The organism is Cutibacterium sp. KB22876, assembly GCF_059728865.1.
Genome location: NZ_AP040858.1, coordinates 2,588,653 through 2,607,741, shown reverse-complemented (window position 1 = coordinate 2,607,741; position 19,089 = coordinate 2,588,653). Strand labels below are relative to the sequence as shown.

Genomic DNA, 19,089 nt, shown 5'->3' with positions numbered 1-19,089 from the left:
ACTTTGTATTGACGCTGTACGCCCCCACAGGAAGGCCCGCCACCATCATGAATGTCACAAGAACTCTCGGCGCCATTGCCACGATTGCTCTTACGTTAGGTCTTGGTGCCTGCGCCGGTGGTGCCCAGGAGAAGGCGTCGAGTGGCCATACTCCCGCTCTGAGTGTCACCGATGTTGCAGGGCGCACGGTTTCCTTTGACGCCCAACCTAAGCGCATTCTTTTGGCTGAGGGGCGCGCGCTGATGGCCACCAGTGTCCTGAACAAGGAGAATCCGGCTAAGGATGTGGTAGCCATCGGCGCTGATTTACACAAGGCGGCGCCCAGCTTCGAATCTGCATTGCGTCAGGCCCGCCCACAGGTGAGCAAACTTCCGATGATTGGCAGTATCGAGAAGGGGGACGTCACTGTGGAGAATATGCTGTCGTTCAAGCCCGATGCGGTGGTCATGACTCTGGACCAGAAAGAGGCTGCGGAGAAGGCTGGATTTCTTCAGAAAATGGACCAAGCCAAGCTTCCCCATGTTTTCATCGACTTCCGCAGGAAGCCTCTAGAAAACACCACGAAATCGATGGCGACACTCGGTAAAATCTTTGGTGGAAAGGCTATTTCCCGAGCTAAGGAATTCAATAAATTCTATCAATCAAAGGTTGATGACGTGTCACAAAGAGTCTCCCGGGAAAGTGACAAACCTCGCACATTTCTGTGGCGTGCTGCCGGGCTTAAGGACTGTTGCTCCACCTATGCGAATCTCAATCTGGGCGACGTCATCACCGCTGCCGGAGGCCACAACCTTGGGGTGGACCTCCTTCGGACATCTGCAGGTGACGTCACCCCAGAGAAGATTGTGGCAACCCAACCCGAACACATCATCGCCACCGGTGGTTCGTGGGCTAAGGATCCGAAGAAACCGGAGTCTGTTCCTCACGTCGAACTTGGATATAACGTCACTGATGACGATGCACAGAGGACCTTGGCTGGCCTGCTCAAGACCCCGGGATTTTCCTTACTCAAGGCCCCGAAGGATGGAAAGTTGCATGCCGTCTATCATCAGTTCTACGACTCTCCCTTTAATGTTTTCGCACTTGAGCAGTTCGCGGCATGGCAACATCCGAAACAATTCAAGGGTGTCGACCTAACGAAGGATTTCGCTAAATTCCATGAGGACTACTTGCCTTTTGGCTACCGTGGCGTGTTTTTCGTCACGCTGAAGAAGTGAATCCGACGTGAGTAACACTGACATGTCCCTTGCCCCGGAGGATCCTGCCACCGGAATGGTGGCTGTGGTGAGGGGATACTACCGGCGTGCCCGTTGGAAGCGCTGGGCCATTGTCCTGCTTTCGGTCATTGCGGTGGCTGCTTTCCTAGTCACCATCGTGGTTGGCCCCGTGGACATCACTCTTCCCCAGCTGCTGAGAGCACTGGTCAATCCCTCCACGGTGGATGCTCAGACCAGAATGGTGCTGTGGCAATTGCGCATTCCGTCGTCGGTGATGGCGGTACTCATTGGGGTGTGCCTTTCGCTCGCAGGCGCGCACATGCAGACCATCCTGGACAACCCGCTGGCAGAACCTTTCACGTTAGGGATCTCTGCAGCAGCGGCTTTTGGGGCGGCCGCCTCTATCGTCTTGGGGTGGACGATCATTCCCAATTCCCAATTCAACGTGGCGGTCTGCGCAGCAGTGGCATCCCTTGTTGCGGTTGCCATTGTTGCCGCTGTCTCACGCCGCCGTGAAGATGGCCGGGAGTCCATGATCCTGCTTGGTATCGCCCTGGTATTCGGATTCCATGCGCTCCTGGCGCTCTTGCAGTACCGAGCCACCCCGGAGGCCCTCCAACAGATCGTCTTCTGGACGATGGGCTCCCTTCAACGGGCTACGTGGACTTCGAATGCCATCATCGCCGCCGTCCTGGCTATCGCTATTCCCATCACGATCAGGCATTCGGGGCAGCTGACCGCGTTGAGACTCGGAGATGAACGTGCTGCCGCCATGGGGGTGAATGTGCCCCGGCTGAGGTCGCGAATCCTTATTCTGGCGTCACTGCTGGCAGCAGTTACCGTCGCCTTTGCTGGGGTCATCGGATTCGTCGGTCTGGTCGGTCCCCATGTCGCCCGCATCCTGGTTGGCGAGGAGCAGCGATACTTCGCGCCTGCCTCCGCAGCTACTGGGGCCTTCCTACTAGCCACCGCCCATGCCCTGTCGATCACCATCATCCCTGGGGTGGCGATACCTATTGGGATCATCACCGCGCTAGTGGGGGTGCCAGTATTCGTTTCCCTCATCCTCACTCGGCATCGTATCTTCGGAGGGGCATCGTGAACATCCGCCTGTCTAACCTGCACTTGTCTTACGGGCAGCGTCACGTACTCGACGGGGTGAGCCTCGGTCCGCTGGAGCGGGGGACGGTCACTGGGCTGCTCGGACCCAACGGAGCGGGAAAATCCACGCTCATCAAGGCGATCGCCGGGCTGAAGACCCCTACCTCGGGAGAGGTGATCATCAGCGATGACGATGGCCATGTCAGCGGAGCCCAACTGCGCGACGTCGTGGGTTACCTACCCCAGGACGTGCTTGCCACCGCATCCCTGACCGTCCTTGAGTCGGTCCTGACCTCGGCTCGCAGCAGGAGCAAAGCGACGGTGGAACGTGCTGCTCATGTCTTGGAGCGCGTCGGTATTGCCCATATCGCCCACCGCTTCATTTCCCAGCTGTCTGGCGGACAACGGCAATTGGTGGCGTTGGCGCAGATGGTAGTTCGAGATCCTCAGGTCTTGCTGCTCGACGAGCCCACCTCTGCATTAGATCTGCACAATCAGATCGAGGTGTTGCGCCTAGTGCGCAGAGCCGTTGACAGCGGGCACAGGATGGCAATCGTCGCCCTCCACGACCTGAATCTGGCTGCCTGTTACTGTGACCGCCTGGTGTTGTTACACGAGGGCGGGGTGCATGCCGAAGGATCACCCTCGGAAGTCCTCACCCCGGACGTGTTGGAGCGCGTCTATGGGTTCCGTGCCCGGGTGCTCAGCGACGACGGCATCCCCGTCGTTCGTCCAGTGGTAACCGCGTAATCCGTCAATTGCGGGCGTTATCTTGGTCAGCTGGCTAGCCTGACGATCCACAGAATGAGGCAAACCACCGGAGCCACCCAGCGAGAACTCCACGCTCCGTAGTGAGTTTCCGTAAACATACTGTCTGCTCGAGGGTTGCTCCCTGGCAGGCTGCATGGGGCAATGGCTGTGAGCGCGAGGCTTACCGGCAACAGGATCGAGAACGGTACCGGTGTCGTCACGATTGGGGTATCCGCGAGGACCCCCATCGTGATAATCCCGCCGAGAGCCAGCATGATGGTGACCCCAGCGACGACGTCCTGCCCAGAACCGTCCGGTTCAACGAAAGATTCCACAAAGGTCAACAAGCCGGGAATCACGATGATCGCAATAAAGAGCAGCGCCCAGCTGACATTGGTGTGGGCATCCATGTTGAGGGGTTCCGTGCGCGACGCATAGTAGGTCGTCGCCATGGCTCCGAGCTGGAAGGCTGAACCGATGAAGTGATGGACGTACCACCCTGCAGAACGGCGCGAAAGATCGTCCTCAGGGGTCACGTTCCTGGACCCCCAGGATTGCAGGCGCTGGGTGAATCTCGATCGGTTCTCGTAAGTGGTGATGGCCACGACGGTATTAGTTACTCCTCGTGCGGGAAACAGTGCAAAGCGATGTCTCGACCGAAGACTGTACCCAAACGGTTCGAAAGTACCTCTATGGTGGCACCGTGGATCTCACCGTGGCACGCCGTCTGGCCAGCGATGAAGGGATCGACGCCCTCGACCTCGCCGACGCCGAGTCTGATCCAGATTCGCTGTCCGCCGCGACCAGATTGCGTCGTCACATGGATGCCGATCTCGCCGCCGCAGCCCTCGACCAAATCAGCCTGAGACGTCGAGCCGTCAGCAAGGTTGGTCCGGTCGGTGCAGACATGTTGTGGACCCGTGACGGACTCGAGCAGGCCACCCGTGGCGACGTCTCCCTGTGGCGTGCAAAATGCCTGGTCTCGGCAGGTTTCACGGACGTCGTGGACCTGGGTTGCGCATGTGGTGCAGACTCCCGGGCTTGCCTCGATGCCGGGTTGAGGGTGACGGCCGTCGAGATCGACCCGGCGACCGCTGAACTGGCCCGTCACAATCTGCCCGGAGTCAACGTGCTGTGCGCCGATGCCGCAGAGGTCGTTGATGACCTGCTCAAGGATGCGTCAGACTCCACGGTCGTCATGCTCGACCCTGCTCGACGCACTGGTCGAGGGCGGACCTGGCGCCTGGAGGACGTGCAGCCGCCATGGTCCTTCGTTGAGAAAGTGATCACGTCGACGCCGACCGTCGTCAAGCTTGGACCAGGCGTCGATCGCTCCCAACTGCCGGACCTGCCCGTCACCTACGTGGGTCATCGTGGGGATCTGGTTGAGGCGACGTTGTGGTCCGGGTTTGGCGACCGCTGGTCAGGGGATCGTGCCATTCTCGTCAGCCCCGAGACGACCCGTGAGCTGCCCGGTGCACTACCTGATCCGGACGTTGGTGATCTGGGCCCCTTCGTGGCTGAACCTCACCCGGCAGCCATTCGGGCAGGCAGTCTCTCGGCGATTGACGACTCGCTGCACACGGTGTCTGACGGCATCGCCTACCTCACTGCAGATGCCCCGGTGAATTCTCCGTGGCTGACGTGGTTTGCCGTCAAGGAGGTGCTCCCTCTCGACGTCAAGACGCTGCGTTCCTGGGTGCGTGATCACCGCGTCGGAACCCTCGAGATCAAGAAGCGTGGTGTTGACGTCGATCCCGTCGCGTGGCGACGAAAGCTCAAGCCCTCTGGGCCACGTTCCATCACTCTCATCTGCACTCCGACAAGGAAAAACGCCAAGGTTTTGGTGTGTGATCGAATGCGCTGATCCTCCAGCCGTATCCAGAATCGACCTATCTGTGATGTCATGTGCTCATGGTGGCCACTCGGCACTCGGCAAGATACCTCACTGCACTGCTGTTGACTCCGCTCCTCCTGCTGTCGGGGTGCGGAAAGTTCAACGCTGGTTTCGTCATCGAGGACGAAAACCATGTTGATGCAACCTTGACCGTCGGAGTTCTCAAGTCGGTCCTCGACGAGTTCACGGGAAGTGAGGCCGAGGAGGTCACGAAAGAGCTTCGCGATTGCTCGGAACTCAAGAAATCATATGAGTTGGATGAGAACGCTGCCGACAAGATGACGGTCAAACCCTTTGACGACGACAAGTATTTGGGCTGCACGGTGACCGGCACGATGACGGTCGCTGAGCTGACGGGCCAAGCATCCTCATCCTCGAGTAGTGCGAAACCGTCGACCACACCTTCGAAGGGTTTTGCGGGCGACGGCCCTATCTTCATCGCCTTTGATGACGACAAGGTCCGGTTCCGTCTTGATGGTTCTGATCTGCAGGACGCCATCTCTGGGTTTGGCTCCTCGGAATTGGGTGGCTCAGCCAAGGGTTTTGATTTCAAGGTCTCTGTGACCTTCCCTGGCAAAGTCCTCAGTCATTCGGGGGCGAGCAAGGTCGACGGCAAGACCGTGACCTGGACTGACATCGAGGACCTCGAATCGTATTCGGGCCTGGAGGCCTCAGGCGAGCGCGGAGGTGGCTTCCCCGGCTGGACATGGGTGGTTCTCGCGGTGGTCGTCGTCGCCATTGGTGGTGCCATTGCAGCTGTGGTCGTGGACAAGAGGAAGGCTGCCCAGGGAGGCCGTCGGCCACCCCATGCTCCTGGCGTTGAGCCTGGCCCAAACGCACACTGACCGCGAGCTCGTACGAGGCCTGGAACCATATGGCTTCCAGGGCTCCGTTTCATTGGTTTGCACATGTGGGCCTACCGTCAGGCCCCATGCCTGTGATTCCATGTGGGCATGCTGAGTGTTTCGCGCCATATGAGACGCTGTCTGGTCTTGCTTCTTGCACCCCTGTTGCTGCTCGCCGGGTGCGTCAAATTCGACACGGCAATGGAGATCAAGGACGAGGATCACATTCACGTCAAGGCCACGGTTGGTATCTCCAAGTCGATGGCCGACATGTCGGGGGAGGATCTCACCTCCCAGTTCTCCAACTGCAGTGACGTCAAGGGCATGGGCGGCGGGGCCTCGAGCGCGAAGGGTGAAAAGTTCGAGGATGATCAGTACATCGGTTGCACCTATTCGGGCGACATCACGGCAGCCGAGTACAACAAGAAGGATGACGGCAGCAAGATCACCTTCGACAAAGACAAGGTGACCTTCAAGATGAATGCGGGTTATTTCAATGACGCAGGTGGTTCCACCGAGTCCCTCGATGCGAGCATGCTCAGCGACTTCAAGGTCTCCATCATCTTCCCCGGCAAGGTGTTGAGCCACTCGGGATCGAGCAAGGTCGACGGGAACACCGTCACCTGGACCGATCCCAAGGACGTGTTCTCGAGCGAGGGGCTCAGCGCCACTGGTGAGCGCAACGATGGTGTGCCGGCGTGGGTCTGGATCGTCGTCGCGGTGGCGGCCTTGGCGATCATCGGGATCGTCGTGGCTGTCGTGCTCAAGAAGAAGGGTCCGAAGGCGAGCGAGCCGGAGAACGGTGATGCCCCGTGGGCGATGCAGTATCCGGGGCAGCCGCAGGGGCAACAGCCTCAGCAGTGGAACAGCCAGACCCCGCAGTGGGGCAGTCAACCCGACCGGGGCAATCCTCAGGCACAACAGTCGCCCTACCAGAACCCGAGCCAGAGTCAGCTAGGTCAGCCATGGGGACATGTCCCGGGGAATGTGACCGGGGCTCCTCAGCCTGATCAGCAGCCGCTCTCAAACCCTGATGACTTCTGGAAGAACCACGGATCCAACTGATTGGTGCCGATATTTGGAAGGCCGTTTCTGGCACTCCCGTTGCCTGAGTGCCAACCACGGGTGTACTTTCGTGGTTGGCACTCTCGTGGTGAGTGTGCCAACGGACCTGAAGCACCCGCGACGCCGATGGTTCGTCGCGCTCGGGGCTCGCAACCCCTGGCGAGAGACAATGACACAATCCGTCTTCAGTAGAAAGGGGTCTTGACGTGGCAACCACGATCAAGCCGCTCGAGGACCGCGTCCTCGTCCAGCCTCTCGAGGCCGAGCAGACCACCGCTTCCGGACTCGTCATCCCGGACACCGCCAAGGAGAAGCCCCAGGAGGGCAAGGTCATCTCCGCTGGCCCCGGTCGCGTCGACGACAAGGGCACCCGCGTTCCCATGGATGTCAAGGAGGGTGACGTCGTCATCTTCTCCAAGTACGGCGGCACCGACGTCAAGTACGATGGCCAGGAGTACCTGCTCCTCAACGCTCGCGACATCCTCGCCGTCGTCGAGAAGTGAGGCGCTGATACATGGCAGCCAAGCAGCTTCAGTTCGACGAGGAGGCCCGTCGCTCCCTCGAGCGCGGCGTCGACACCCTCGCTAACACCGTCAAGGTGACCCTCGGCCCCAAGGGGCGCTACGTCGTTCTCGACAAGAAGTGGGGAGCCCCGACCATCACCAACGACGGCGTGACCGTCGCCAAGGAGGTCGATCTCACCGATCCTTACGAGAACCTCGGCGCCCAGCTCGCCAAGGAGGTCGCCACCAAGACCAACGACGTGGCCGGTGATGGAACCACCACCGCCACCGTGCTCGCCCAGGCCCTCGTTCACGAGGGACTGCGCGCCGTGGCCTCCGGGGGCAACCCGGTCGGTCTCAAGCACGGTATCGAGAAGGCCGTCGACGCCGTCGTGGAGGAGCTTCGCTCTATCTCGCGCGCCATCGACACCACCTCGGACATGGCCAGTGTCGCCACTATCTCCAGCCGTGACGAGAAGATCGGTGAGCTCATCGCCGAGGCTTTCGACAAGGTTGGCAAGGACGGCGTCATCACCGTCGACGAGTCCCAGACCTTCGGCACCGAGCTCGACTTCACCGAGGGCATGCAGTTCGACAAGGGCTACCTGTCGCCCTACATGGTCACCGACCAGGACCGCATGGAGGCCGTGATCGAGGATCCTTACATCCTCGTCCACTCCGGCAAGATCTCGTCGATGAACGACCTGCTCCCGCTGTTGGAGAAGGTCATCGCCGCCCACGGTAACCTGTTCATCGTGGCCGAGGACGTCGACGGGGAGGCCCTGAGCACCCTCGTCGTCAACAAGATCCGCGGCACCTTCAACTCGGTGGCCGTCAAGGCTCCGGCCTTCGGTGACCGCCGCAAGGCCATGCTGCAGGACATCGCCACCCTCACCGGTGGTCAGGTCGTCGCTCCCGAGGTCGGGCTCAAGCTCGACCAGGTGGGCCTCGAGGTTCTGGGTCGCGCCAAGAAGGTTGTCGTCACCAAGGACAACACCACCATCGTCGACGGCGCCGGCTCCAAGGCCGACGTCGAGGGACGCGTCGCCCAGCTGCGTGCTGAGTACGACAACTCCGACTCCGAATGGGACCGCGAGAAGCTCCAGGAGCGTATTGCCAAGCTCGCCGGCGGTGTGTGTGTCATTCGCGTGGGTGCGGCCACCGAGGTCGAGCTCAACGAGAAGAAGCACCGCATCGAGGATGCTGTCTCCGCGACTCGTGCAGCGATCGAGGAGGGCATCGTCGCCGGTGGTGGCTCCGCCCTCATCCATGCCGCGCACGTGCTTGACGGGAACCTTCACCTCGAGGGTGACGAGAAGGCCGGTGTCCAGATCGTCGCCAAGGCCGTTCGCGAGCCGCTGCGCTGGATTGCCGAGAACGGTGGCGAGCCTGGCTATGTCATCGTCTCCAAGGTTGCCGAGATGGAGCCCGGACACGGCTACAACGGCAAGACTGGTCAGTACGTGGACCTCATCGCCGACGGTGTCATCGACCCTGTCAAGGTGACCCGCTCCGCGCTGGCCAACGCCGCCTCCATCGCCGCTTTGCTGCTCACCACCGAGACCCTCGTGGTGGACAAGCCGGAGGAAGAAGACGACGACAAGTGAGTCACTGATCCTCGCTGATCACTGCGGGCCCCGGAACCGTTTGGTTCCGGGGCCCGTTGCTATACGTCCGTGCCGGTGACCGGTCGGTCTTCGTGATGCGCCCGGGGAGCATTCCCCGGGCCCCGTGCACTCACGACGCGATGGCGTCAGTCCTTGAGCGGCTTGCCGTCACGGTCCATGGTGTTGAACAACTCATGGTCTTCGGGCAGATGATCCAGGTAGTCACGCTCGGTGTCTGGGGCCGTGTGTCCCAGATCGAGCTCCTCACTACGAGCGTCCATGGCTGCCGCACGCAGGGCGTACTCCTCGTCAGCAGTCTCGAGCTGCTCAGGAGTGGCCTCGTTGGCGACGATCATGCCGGCCTGGGCATCCTCAGGTACCTGAGGAATGACGCCGGCGTCCACACGCTCCCGATGACCCTTGATCTCGCGAGCCACGACCCGAGCGAGGAAGTACATGCCGATCACGTTCGGAACAGCCATGAGGAAGAGCATGGCGTCGGCCAGAGCGAGGATCGAGGCCATGTTCGTGGCCGCACCGACAACCAGCAGGAGCAGGAAGATGCCGTTGTAGATGCGCTCGGCGGTGGCCGAGTTCCCGAACAGGAAGCCAACAGCCTTCTTGCCGTAGAAGGAGTACGACAGCATCGTCGAGAAGGCGAAGAGGACGACAGCCAGGGTCAGCAGGGAGCTGAACCACGGGGCAACCGTCTCGAGAGCGTGGGCGGTCATCTGAACACCATCGGCGTCGTGATCCTTGTAGACACCGGTGATGATGATGGTGATGGCCGTCATGGTGCAGATGACGACGGAGTCGATGAACGGCTCCCACATAGCGACGAAGCCCTCCTGTGCCGGGTGACGAGTCTTCACGGCAGAGTGGGCGATGCCCGCGGTACCGACACCGGCTGCGTTCGAGAAGGCAGCACGCTGAACGCCGACGATGAGCACGCCGAGGACGCCTCCGGCGATGCCATGGCCAGTGAAGGCGCCCGACCAGATGGCCTTAAAGGCGTCACCAACTTCGGTGATGTTCGCGCCGATCACGGCCAGACACATGATGACGTAGAGGATGCCCATGAAGGGGACGATCTTGGAGGTGGCAGCGCCAATCTTGGAGGCACCGCCGACGATGACGATGCCGACGAGGATCGCGAACACCAGTCCGACAACCCACATGTGGGTGCCGATCCAGGAGTCCTTGCCACCGGCGAACATCGCCAGCTGGTAGGCGGCCTGGTTGGACTGGAACATGTTGCCCGCGCCGATGACGCCGAAGGTGGTGCAGACGGCGAACAGGGTGGCGAGGACGCGACCGAGCTTGGGCTTGTCGATCGAGGCCAGGCCATCCCGGAGGTAATACATCGGACCGCCGGAGGTGGTTCCGTCCTCATTGACGACGCGGAACTTCACACCGAGGGTCGCCTCGGACATCTTGACACTCATGCCGACCAGACCGGCAACAACGATCCAGAAAGATGCGCCTGGGCCGCCAGTTGCGATGGCGATGGCGACACCGGCGATGTTTCCCAGGCCGACGGTGCCCGACAACTCGGTGGCGAGAGCTTGGAAGCTGGTGACGTCACCAGGATCGGTGTGACGGGAGAAGTGTCCTCGCACCACATGGCTGGAATGGCGAATTGAGGCTGGGCGCAATTGCTGGAAGCCCAGGTAGATCGTGAAGAAGACTCCAGCTGCCAACAGCCACGCGAGGATGAGCGGGAATTCATTGCCTCCGGGCAATGGGATGGCCCAGAACACCGCGTCAGAAATGGTGGTGGCGATGGGGGAGAAGAATTTGTCGATGGCCTGGTCCAAGCTCAGCGGAGCTGGAATCGGGGCCTCGAGAATTGCGGAAACGGGCGATGACATGATGCCAGGTGGCACGAACGGTCCTATCCGTTGACGACGTTGGACACCGAGCCCGGCGACACCGCAATGCGGTACCGGTCTTTTCCCGACCGATCTCAACACGCACAGGGGCCAGAGACCCGGTGGGCACGACCACACCACACTCCGGTATCAGGGGGGGCAGGGCCGCACCTGTGGCGGAGCACAACCGCCTCATGCACCTTAGCGGGTTGGGGTGACAATTGGCCCAAAACGCTCGACACCGTGTCTTCTCTCGTCGTCTGGCTGTGTGGTTCCCCTACGCTGAATGCTGATGACCACGACGACCCACTTCCATGATCGTCAGCCTGCGCTGGCCCATTCCCATCCCGATCGACGCCGCCTCGTCGAGGTGCTCGTGATGGGATTCGTCGGCTCCGTCATGATGGTGGTGTGGGGATGGGGTTCTCCCCATGCCGGAATGCCGGAGCAGGTGCGTCCCGTCGGGGTGGCCGTGGTTGCCAGCAGTGTCGTCGGCTTGAGCGCCATGATCATCGCGTGGTTGCGTTCCCGGAAACTTGTCGGCACTCGCCTCCTCGCCCTCGTCACGTGGTCGCTACCGCTGTTGTTCGGTCCGCCGCTGCTCAGTCGGGATGGTTGGGCCTATGCTGCTCAGGGGTGGGTCCTGGCTCAGGGTCTGGACCCCTACGTGGTTCCCCAGGGTTTGGCAGGCGTGCTTGGTCAGGCCGTCGGCACTCCGTGGGGGGGTACGACAGCGGTGTATCCGCCGGGATCGCTGTGGATCCAGGCAGCGATGGTGACGATCGCTCACGCCGATCCGTTGTGGTCGGTGCTGCTGATGCGCGTGCCGGCCATCATCGGCATCGCTCTGATGTTCTGGACGATGCCGCAGCTGGCGCGGTATGCCGGTGCCGACCCCGATCATGCCCTCTGGCTGGGGGCATGCTGCCCCTTGACGACCCTGAGCATCATCGGCGGCATGCACAATGACGGGCTCCAGGTCGGCCTGTCCCTTGCGGCGCTGATCGTGGCGATCCACCTGATCTTGTCCGGACGTGGATGGTTGGGACTCGTTGCTGGTGGGGCGATCGTCGGTCTGGCCGGCACCGTCAAGCAGCCGGGCGTGCTGGCCGGGGTGGGCGTCGTCACCCTGGCCCACGTCCACGCGGTGCGTCATGGCGGCCACCGCTGGACGAACCGGAATTGCTGGTCGGCCCTCCTCGCCCGCACCGCTGCTGGAGCCATTCCGGCCCTGGCGGTATTCGGCGGGATCTCCGCCGTCCATGGTCTGGGGCTGGGATGGCTCAACCCGACGGCAGGCAGTCCTGTCTCCGTGACGAGCGACTCACCGATCGCCCTGGTGGTTCAGATCCTGCGGGGAAGTGGTCGGATCCCGCTGGACGAGCTGGTCGGCCCGGCCATCATCGTCAGCCTGGTCCTCACCCTGGTCGCGATGGTGTGGTGCTGGGCCCGATGGGGCCCTGTCCCATCCTTGCGACGCATGGACGACTCCATCGGACAGCTGGGCAGTCCGCTGCGACTGCAGGCCGGCGTCATGATCGCCTTCGCTGTCTTCGGGGCCTCCCTGCAACCCTGGTACCTCATCGGGCCGCTGGCCCTGGTCGCCTCGATTCCATTGCGTCGCACCCACCGCGACATCGTCATCGTCGGAGTGGTGGCCGTCAGTATCCTGGCCCATCTGCAGTGGTACTGGTCGCCTTACGTGTGCCTGCCGCTGGTCATCGTCGGATGTCTCATTGTCCGGCGGGTCCCGACGGCGTGGGCTTTCGTGACGGCCACGACCTGACGGCGACCAGCGTTCCCGGCCAGCTCGGGGCGATCGGCTGGGCGACCTCGACGCCCGCGGCGATAGGATGACGTTTATCCCGGCGAAAGGTGGCTCATGACCTCGGACTCCCGCCCGACCACGATTGAGGAGCTGGCACCACTGGCCCTCACTTTTGACGACGTCCTGCTCCAGCCTGTTGAGAGCAACGTCATCCCCTCCCAGGTCGACACGACGACCAAGGTTTCCCGCAACATCGACATCGCAATCCCGCTTGTCAGCGCAGCGATGGACACCGTCACGGAGACTCGGATGGCAGTGGCGATGGCCCGTGAGGGTGGCCTCGGCATCCTGCACCGCAACCTGTCCATCGAGGACCAGGCCGCGATGGTCGATCAGGTGAAGCGCTCGGAGGCCGGCATGGTCGACGAACCCATCACCATCTCCCCGGACGCCACCCTGGCTGATGCCGAGGAGCTCTGCCACACTTACCGCATCTCCGGTGTTCCGGTCGTCGACGAGGAGGAGAACCTCGTCGGCATCATCACCAACCGCGACATGCGCTTCGAGGAGAACCCGCGGCGCCTCATCCGCGAGGTCATGACCCCGGCCCCGCTGGTCACGGCTCCGGTGGGCACCAGTCCGTCCGACGCCCTTTCCCTGCTGGCCGCGCACAAGATCGAAAAGCTGCCGTTGATCGACGCCGACGGCAAGCTGCGCGGCCTGTTCACCCTCAAGGACTTCGTCAAGGCCGACAAGTACCCCAACGCCACCAAGGATCCTCAGGGGCGTCTGCGCGTGGGTGCTGCCATCGGTTTCTTCGGCAACTCGTGGGAACGCGCCATGGCACTGGTGGAGGAGGGTGTCGACCTCATCATCGTCGACACCGCTCACGGCCACACCCAGGGCGTTCTCGACATGATCGCCAAGCTCAAGGCCGAGCCTGCCGCCAAGGGGGTAGACGTCGTCGGCGGCAACATCGCCACCTACGAGGCTGCCAAGGCGCTCTGCGAGGCCGGAGCCGACGGCATCAAGGTCGGCATCGGGCCGGGCTCGATCTGCACCACTCGTGTGGTTGCCGGTGTCGGCGTCCCCCAGGTGACTGCCATCTTCGAGGCGTCCCGCGCTGCTCGCCAGTACGGCGTGCCGGTCATCGGAGACGGTGGCCTGCAATACTCCGGCGACATCGCCAAGGCCATGGTCGCCGGTGCCGATTCCGTCATGCTCGGATCCCTGCTGGCCGGTTGCGAGGAGTCCCCGGGTGAGCTCGCCTTCATCAACGGCAAGCAGTTCAAGACCTACCGTGGCATGGGATCGATGGGTGCCATGTCAGCGCGTGGCGAGAAGCTGTCCTATTCCAAGGACCGCTACTTCCAGGGTGACGTCACCACGAATGACAAGATCATCCCGGAGGGCATTGAGGGTCAGGTTGCCTACCGTGGCCCACTGGGGGCGGTGGCCTACCAGCTGGTTGGCGGTCTGCGTCAGTCGATGTTCTACACCGGCGCCCGCACCATTGGCCAGCTGCACGAGCGTGGTCGTTTCGTGCGCATCACCTCGGCCGGTCTGCGGGAGTCTCATCCGCATGACATTCAGATGACGGTCGAGGCCCCCAACTACTCCGCCCACTGACGGGCGAGCCGGAGAATCCGGCAGGAAAGGAATCATGTACGACATCGGACGCAGCAAGCGTGCCACCCGGGCGTACAGCCTGGATGACATCGCTCTCATCCCTTCCCGGCGCACCCGCGGCACCGAGATGGTGAACTTGGAGTGGCGCATCGACGCTCTCACCTTCGACTTCCCGATCATGGCCGCCCCGATGGACTCGGTGATGAGCCCGGCGACGGCCATCGAGTTCGGGCGTCTGGGTGGCCTCGGTGTGCTCAACCTCGAGGGATTGTGGACCCGTTACGAGGACCCCACGCCGTACCTCGAGGAGCTGGCCGGGCTGAGTGACGACGTCGCCACCACCCGCCGTATGCAGGAGATCTACTCCGAGCCGATCAAGGCCGAGCTCATCACCGCCAGGATGACCGAGATTCGGGCCGCCGGAGTGCCGGTAGCCGGGTCCTTGTCGCCGAAGAATGCGTCTCGGTTCTCCGAGACTGTCGTCAACACCGGGGCTGATTTCTTCGTCATCCGTGGCACGACGGTGTCGGCCGAGCATGTCGGTAGTGGGGACGACGTCCTCGACCTGCGCAAGTTCATCTACGAGCTCGACGTCCCGGTCATCGTCGGTGGATGCGCGACCTACCAGACGGCCCTGCACCTCATGCGGACCGGCGCGGCTGGCGTGCTCGTCGGCTTCGGTGGGGGAGCGGCCCACACCACCCGCCAGGTCCTTGGCATCGAGGTGTCGATGGCGTCGGCGATCGCTGACGTCGCCGAGGCCCGTCGCGACTACATGGACGAGTCGGGGGGACGCTACGTCCACGTCATCGCCGATGGCTCGGTGGGACATTCCGGGGACATCGCCAAGGCCATCGCTTGTGGTGCTGACGCAGTCATGGTCGGATCCCCACTGGCCCGGGCCGCCGAGGCCCCTGGCAGAGGATGGCACTGGGGTGCCGAGGCATGGCACGCTGACCTGCCGCGTGGTTCTCGGGTGCACTTCGAGCCCGTGGGTACTCTCGCGGAGGTGCTCAGCGGGCCTTCGCGCGTCCCGGACGGCACCATGAACCTCGTCGGTGGGCTGCGTCAGGCCATGGCCACCACCGGCTATTCGGAGGTCAAGGAGTTCCAGCGCATCGAGCTGACGATTCGCTGACCGTCCCATCAATCAGGACACCGTCCCGGCGAACGGGATGGCTGGCTAACCTTCGGGCATGAGCGAAGTGCCCGAAGAATTGGTCGTGTTGCGCGGCGCGATTGACAACATGGACGCCGCCCTCATCCATCTGCTCGCCGAGAGGTTCCGGATCACCCGCGAGGTGGGCCGCCTCAAGGCCGAGCGCGGACTGCCGCCGGCAGATCCGGCCCGTGAGGCCGAACAGATCGCACGGTTGCGTCAGCTCGCCATCGAGTCGAACCTCGATCCCGAGTTCGCCCAGAAGGTCATCACCTTCATCGTTGCCGAGGTGGTGCGTCACCACGAGGCCATTGCAGACGAGTCCCAGGACGACCCTGCGAGCGCCCCCGAAGCGGATGCGTCCACCTCGGAGGCATTCGGCAACTGATGGGTCAGGCGATGACGTCGCCCTGGTGAACCGTCGACGGGATACCGACGACGACCGTTCCGGGGGCGACGTCCTTGATGACCAGCGCGTTGGCGCCGATCTTGCAGTCGTCACCGACGGTGATGTCACCAATGATCTTGGCACCGGCGCCGATGAGGACACGATTGCCAATCGTGGGGTGACGCTTGAAGTGTCCGCGCGCGCGTCCGCCGAGGGTGACCTGGTGGTACATCAGCACGTCGTCACCCACGACCGCCGTCTCCCCGATGACCACCCCCATGCCGTGGTCAATGAAGAACCGACGCCCGATCGTCGCTCCTGGATGGATCTCGATTCCGGTGAGATTGCGGGAGAGCTGGGACAGCAGACGAGCCAGTGGGCGCAGCGCCGGATACTTCACCCAGATGGCATGGGCGAGACGGTGTGCCCAGATGGCATGGACGCCCTGGTATGCGATGGCGACCATGAGTTTCGACGTGGCGGCGGGGTCCTCACGCATGGCGGCGTCGAGGTCCTCCATGGCGCGTTCCTTCCATCGCTTGAGGGTCCGGAGGAGTTCCGTCGTCTCATTCGTCATGGCCAGCCTCAGTTCTGCTGCAGTGAGTGGTACCGGTGAATGAACCATATCGAGCCCAGACCTGTCGACCAACGGAAAGGGCGGGCGGAGTTCCACTTCGTGGTCATCTGACGGCATTCCGACGCCCATCGGGTGGATGTTCGCGCAGTCGGGGACCGGTCGAGTGGCGCGACAGGGGGCGCTGGGCCATAGACTCGGCCTCATGGAACAACTCCACGACGTCGTTCTGGTGGTCGACTTCGGGGCGCAGTACGCCCAGCTCATTGCCCGCCGGGTGCGCGAGGTGAACGTTTACTCCGAGATCGTCCCGCACAACATGCCAGTCCGCGAGATGCTCGCCAAGGAACCTGCCGCGATCATCCTTTCCGGAGGCCCGGCCTCGGTCTACGCGGATGGGGCCCCGAGCGTCGACCCGGCCCTGTTCAACGCCGGTGTGCCGGTGATGGGCATCTGTTACGGCTTCCAGGCCATGGCTCAGGCCCTCGGTGGTCAGGTCGCCCACACCGGAGCCTCTGAATACGGACGTACCAGCCTGTGCATCACCTCCCCAGGTCAACTGCTCTCCCGTATCCCTCACACCATCAGCGTGTGGATGAGTCACGGTGACTCCGTCTCCCGTGCTCCGGAGGGGTTCTCGACCCTCGCTCGTACTGCAGGTGCCCCGGTGGCCGCCTTCGAGAACGTGGAGCGCAAGCTCGTCGGTGTGCAGTGGCACCCGGAGGTACAGCATTCCGAATCCGGGCAGACGGTTCTGGAGCACTTCCTCTTCGACATCGCCGGATGCCGTCCGGACTGGAATGCCAGCTCGATCGTCGGAGACCAGATCGCTCAGATCCGCGGACAGGTCGGTGACCGTCGTGTCATCTGTGCACTGTCTGGCGGCGTTGACTCCGCGGTCGCGGCCGCTCTGGTGCAGCGTGCCGTCGGCGACCAGCTCACCTGCGTCTTCGTCGATCACGGTCTGCTGCGTCAGGGAGAGGCCGAGCAGGTCAAGCACGACTTCGTCGAGGCCACTGGCGCTGACCTCGTGGTGGCAGACGAGTCCCAGCGTTTCCTGGACGCCCTGGCCGGAGTCACCGATCCCGAGGCCAAGCGCAAGATCATTGGTCGCGAGTTCATTCGCACCTTCGAGGACGTCGCCAAACGGCTCAACGCCGATCAGACGATCGACTTCCTGGTGCAGGGGACCCTTTACCCCGACGTCGTCGAGTCCGGCGGTGGCGAGGGAGCCGCCAACATCAAGAGCCACCACAACGTCGGAGGCCTTCCCGACGATCTGCAGTTCAGCCTCGTCGAGCCGCTGCGCACCCTCTTCAAGGATGAGGTGCGAGCCGTCGGCCTGGAGCTGGGCCTGCCCGAGGACATCGTGTGGCGCCAGCCCTTCCCAGGCCCGGGCCTGGGTATTCGCGTCATCGGCGAGGTGACCAAGGAGCGCCTTGAGGTGCTGCGTACTGCCGATGCCATCACCCGCGAGGAGATGAGCGCGGCTGGTCTGGATCGCAAGGTCTGGCAGTGTCCGGTGGTGCTGCTCGGTGACGTCCACTCGGTGGGTGTGCAGGGTGACGGACGTACCTACGGCTCGCCGATTGTGCTGCGCCCGGTGACCAGTGAGGACGCTATGACCGCTGATTGGGCCCGCATTCCCTATGACGTGCTGGAGAAGATCTCCACCCGGATCACCAACGCCTGCCCGCAGATCAACCGGGTGGTTCTCGACATCACCTCGAAGCCGCCGGCCACCATTGAGTGGGAGTGAGACGGCTCCAGGACATGACAGGGCCCGTACCGATCGATCGGTGCGGGCCCTGTCATGTAGCTGAAGGTCAGTCCTCCTTGTACGGGTTGAAGGTCTCGTCGGGACGATGGGGAGCTGTCGTCTGATTGAAGTTCCAGGTATTTTCTGAGTGACGCGATTCCTGCTTGTCCCGTGCCTTTCGGGCGGCATCACCAGCCATGCTCGCGCCGCTGCGCTCGTCCGGGATGATCACCCACAACACGAGGTAGATGAGTGGTCCCGAGCCGGCAGCGAGAATCAAGACCGCTGCGACGATGCGGACAATGGTCGGGTCCAGATCGAAGGCGTTGGCAATGCCTTGGCAGACGCCGCCGACGATGCGGCCCTCCTCGGGCCGGGTGATCTTGGTGGCCATAGGTCGGTCCTCCTGACTAGTGGCTTACATCCATCGTGCCACGTGTCTGTGAGGCGCACGGAGACATCAATGAGCGCGGGGTGTCCCGGAGGTGCCCATACATGCAGCGAGGCCCCGTCCTTGGACGGGGCCTCGCTGGAGAGGGGCGAGAGATCAGTAGGTCACTGGCTCTTCTTCTTGGTGATGACACCCCAGATCCACAGGACGATGAGGGCACCGACGATTGAGATGAGCCAGGTCCAGAGGTTCCAGAAGTCGCCAAGGGGCTTGTTGAAGATGAGGGAGCCGAGCCAGCCACCAAGAACCGCGCCGACGACGCCGAGAAGGAGGGTGACGAGGATGCCGCCGCCCTGCTTGCCCGGCATGATGGCCTTGGCGATGGCGCCGGCGATGAGTCCGAGAACAATCCATGCAAAGAATCCCATGCGTCCAGTGTCGTTGACGATGGGTCAAAACGTCCAGTAACGATCACGGATCGTAGCCGAGTACTTAACCAAAAGTGCGTATTGTTACCAGCGACAACAGTTGCCTGGCTAGGTAATACGTCATTTTTTACGCTGGC

General features: G+C 62.6%; 18 protein-coding genes. 13 read left to right on the top strand and 5 right to left on the bottom strand.

Annotation, left to right across the window (positions count from 1 at the left end; genetic code table 11):
• Positions 1-47: 47 nt before the first annotated feature.
• The 3 genes from AC6I1W_RS11835 to AC6I1W_RS11825 are packed head-to-tail and all read left to right on the top strand — an operon-like array spanning position 48 to position 3,068.
• Positions 48-1,217: an ABC transporter substrate-binding protein gene (locus AC6I1W_RS11835; RefSeq protein ID WP_117189635.1), complete on the top strand. Its 1,170-nt coding sequence runs from the start codon at positions 48-50 to the stop codon at positions 1,215-1,217.
• 22 nt (positions 1,218-1,239) lie between these two features.
• Entirely contained in the window at positions 1,240-2,319 is a 1,080-nt protein-coding gene (locus tag AC6I1W_RS11830) for a FecCD family ABC transporter permease (protein ID WP_117189636.1), read from the top strand.
• Positions 2,316-3,068: an ABC transporter ATP-binding protein gene (locus AC6I1W_RS11825; RefSeq protein ID WP_002514783.1), complete on the top strand. Its 753-nt coding sequence runs from the start codon at positions 2,316-2,318 to the stop codon at positions 3,066-3,068. Before AC6I1W_RS11830 ends, AC6I1W_RS11825 begins: the two co-directional genes overlap by 4 nt.
• Positions 3,069-3,094: 26 nt before the next feature.
• On the opposite strand, the gene AC6I1W_RS11820 is transcribed toward AC6I1W_RS11825, so the two are convergent.
• Complete coding sequence (locus tag AC6I1W_RS11820; protein WP_117189637.1) at positions 3,095-3,520, bottom strand: hypothetical protein; 426 nt, start codon at positions 3,518-3,520, stop codon at positions 3,095-3,097.
• A 251-nt stretch (positions 3,521-3,771) separates the two neighbouring features.
• Here AC6I1W_RS11820 and AC6I1W_RS11815 point away from each other — a divergent pair, with 251 nt between their 5' ends.
• The 5 genes from AC6I1W_RS11815 to groL all read left to right on the top strand — a co-directional run bounded on the left by AC6I1W_RS11815 (position 3,772) and on the right by groL (position 8,985).
• A complete protein-coding gene (locus AC6I1W_RS11815; protein WP_117189638.1) occupies positions 3,772-4,935 on the top strand; it encodes a THUMP-like domain-containing protein in 1,164 nt (387 codons plus the stop codon).
• Positions 4,936-4,982: 47 nt separating this feature from the next.
• Positions 4,983-5,810 carry an LppM family (lipo)protein gene (locus tag AC6I1W_RS11810; protein ID WP_117189639.1) on the top strand — a complete coding sequence of 276 codons (828 nt, stop codon included), beginning with the start codon at positions 4,983-4,985 and terminating at the stop codon, positions 5,808-5,810.
• 102 nt (positions 5,811-5,912) lie between these two features.
• Positions 5,913-6,875, top strand: a complete 963-nt coding sequence (locus AC6I1W_RS11805) for an LppM family (lipo)protein (protein WP_249361309.1) — start codon at positions 5,913-5,915, stop codon at positions 6,873-6,875.
• A gap of 206 nt (positions 6,876-7,081) precedes the next feature.
• Positions 7,082-7,378, top strand: coding sequence for a co-chaperone GroES (gene groES, locus AC6I1W_RS11800; protein WP_065673843.1), 297 nt, complete (start codon positions 7,082-7,084; stop codon positions 7,376-7,378).
• Positions 7,379-7,389: 11 nt separating this feature from the next.
• Positions 7,390-8,985, top strand: coding sequence for a chaperonin GroEL (groL, locus tag AC6I1W_RS11795; protein WP_016666017.1), 1,596 nt, complete (start codon positions 7,390-7,392; stop codon positions 8,983-8,985).
• 146 nt (positions 8,986-9,131) lie between these two features.
• On the opposite strand, the gene AC6I1W_RS11790 is transcribed toward groL, so the two are convergent.
• The gene (locus AC6I1W_RS11790) at positions 9,132-10,856 is read right to left on the bottom strand and encodes an alanine/glycine:cation symporter family protein (RefSeq protein WP_171048655.1); all 1,725 of its coding nucleotides are present in this window, start codon (positions 10,854-10,856) and stop codon (positions 9,132-9,134) included.
• 286 nt (positions 10,857-11,142) lie between these two features.
• On the opposite strand from AC6I1W_RS11790, the gene mptB reads away from it, so the two are divergent.
• The 4 genes from mptB (at position 11,143) to AC6I1W_RS11770 (ending at position 15,800) form a co-directional block, all read left to right on the top strand.
• Positions 11,143-12,642, top strand: coding sequence for a polyprenol phosphomannose-dependent alpha 1,6 mannosyltransferase MptB (gene mptB / locus AC6I1W_RS11785; protein WP_117189642.1), 1,500 nt, complete (start codon positions 11,143-11,145; stop codon positions 12,640-12,642).
• Between the two features lie 96 nt (positions 12,643-12,738).
• Entirely contained in the window at positions 12,739-14,253 is a 1,515-nt protein-coding gene (gene guaB / locus AC6I1W_RS11780; protein WP_015582215.1) for an IMP dehydrogenase, read from the top strand.
• A gap of 34 nt (positions 14,254-14,287) precedes the next feature.
• Positions 14,288-15,391 (top strand): GuaB3 family IMP dehydrogenase-related protein, encoded by a 1,104-nt coding sequence (locus AC6I1W_RS11775; protein ID WP_023033142.1) that lies wholly within the window; start codon positions 14,288-14,290, stop codon positions 15,389-15,391.
• Positions 15,392-15,449: 58 nt separating this feature from the next.
• Entirely contained in the window at positions 15,450-15,800 is a 351-nt protein-coding gene (locus tag AC6I1W_RS11770) for a chorismate mutase (protein ID WP_065673839.1), read from the top strand.
• A 4-nt stretch (positions 15,801-15,804) separates the two neighbouring features.
• Here the strand turns inward: AC6I1W_RS11770 and cysE are convergent, their stop codons facing one another.
• Positions 15,805-16,377 (bottom strand): serine O-acetyltransferase, encoded by a 573-nt coding sequence (gene cysE, locus AC6I1W_RS11765; RefSeq protein WP_065673838.1) that lies wholly within the window; start codon positions 16,375-16,377, stop codon positions 15,805-15,807.
• A 202-nt stretch (positions 16,378-16,579) separates the two neighbouring features.
• Here cysE and guaA point away from each other — a divergent pair, with 202 nt between their 5' ends.
• Complete coding sequence (gene guaA / locus AC6I1W_RS11760) at positions 16,580-18,133, top strand: glutamine-hydrolyzing GMP synthase (RefSeq protein WP_065673837.1); 1,554 nt, start codon at positions 16,580-16,582, stop codon at positions 18,131-18,133.
• 67 nt (positions 18,134-18,200) lie between these two features.
• Here the strand turns inward: guaA and AC6I1W_RS11755 are convergent, their stop codons facing one another.
• Together AC6I1W_RS11755 and AC6I1W_RS11750 are read right to left on the bottom strand one after the other, a co-directional pair.
• A complete protein-coding gene (locus tag AC6I1W_RS11755) occupies positions 18,201-18,527 on the bottom strand; it encodes a PspC domain-containing protein (protein WP_065673836.1) in 327 nt (108 codons plus the stop codon).
• 161 nt (positions 18,528-18,688) lie between these two features.
• Positions 18,689-18,952 (bottom strand): GlsB/YeaQ/YmgE family stress response membrane protein, encoded by a 264-nt coding sequence (locus tag AC6I1W_RS11750; RefSeq protein WP_004808934.1) that lies wholly within the window; start codon positions 18,950-18,952, stop codon positions 18,689-18,691.
• Between the last annotated feature and the right edge of the window lie 137 nt (positions 18,953-19,089).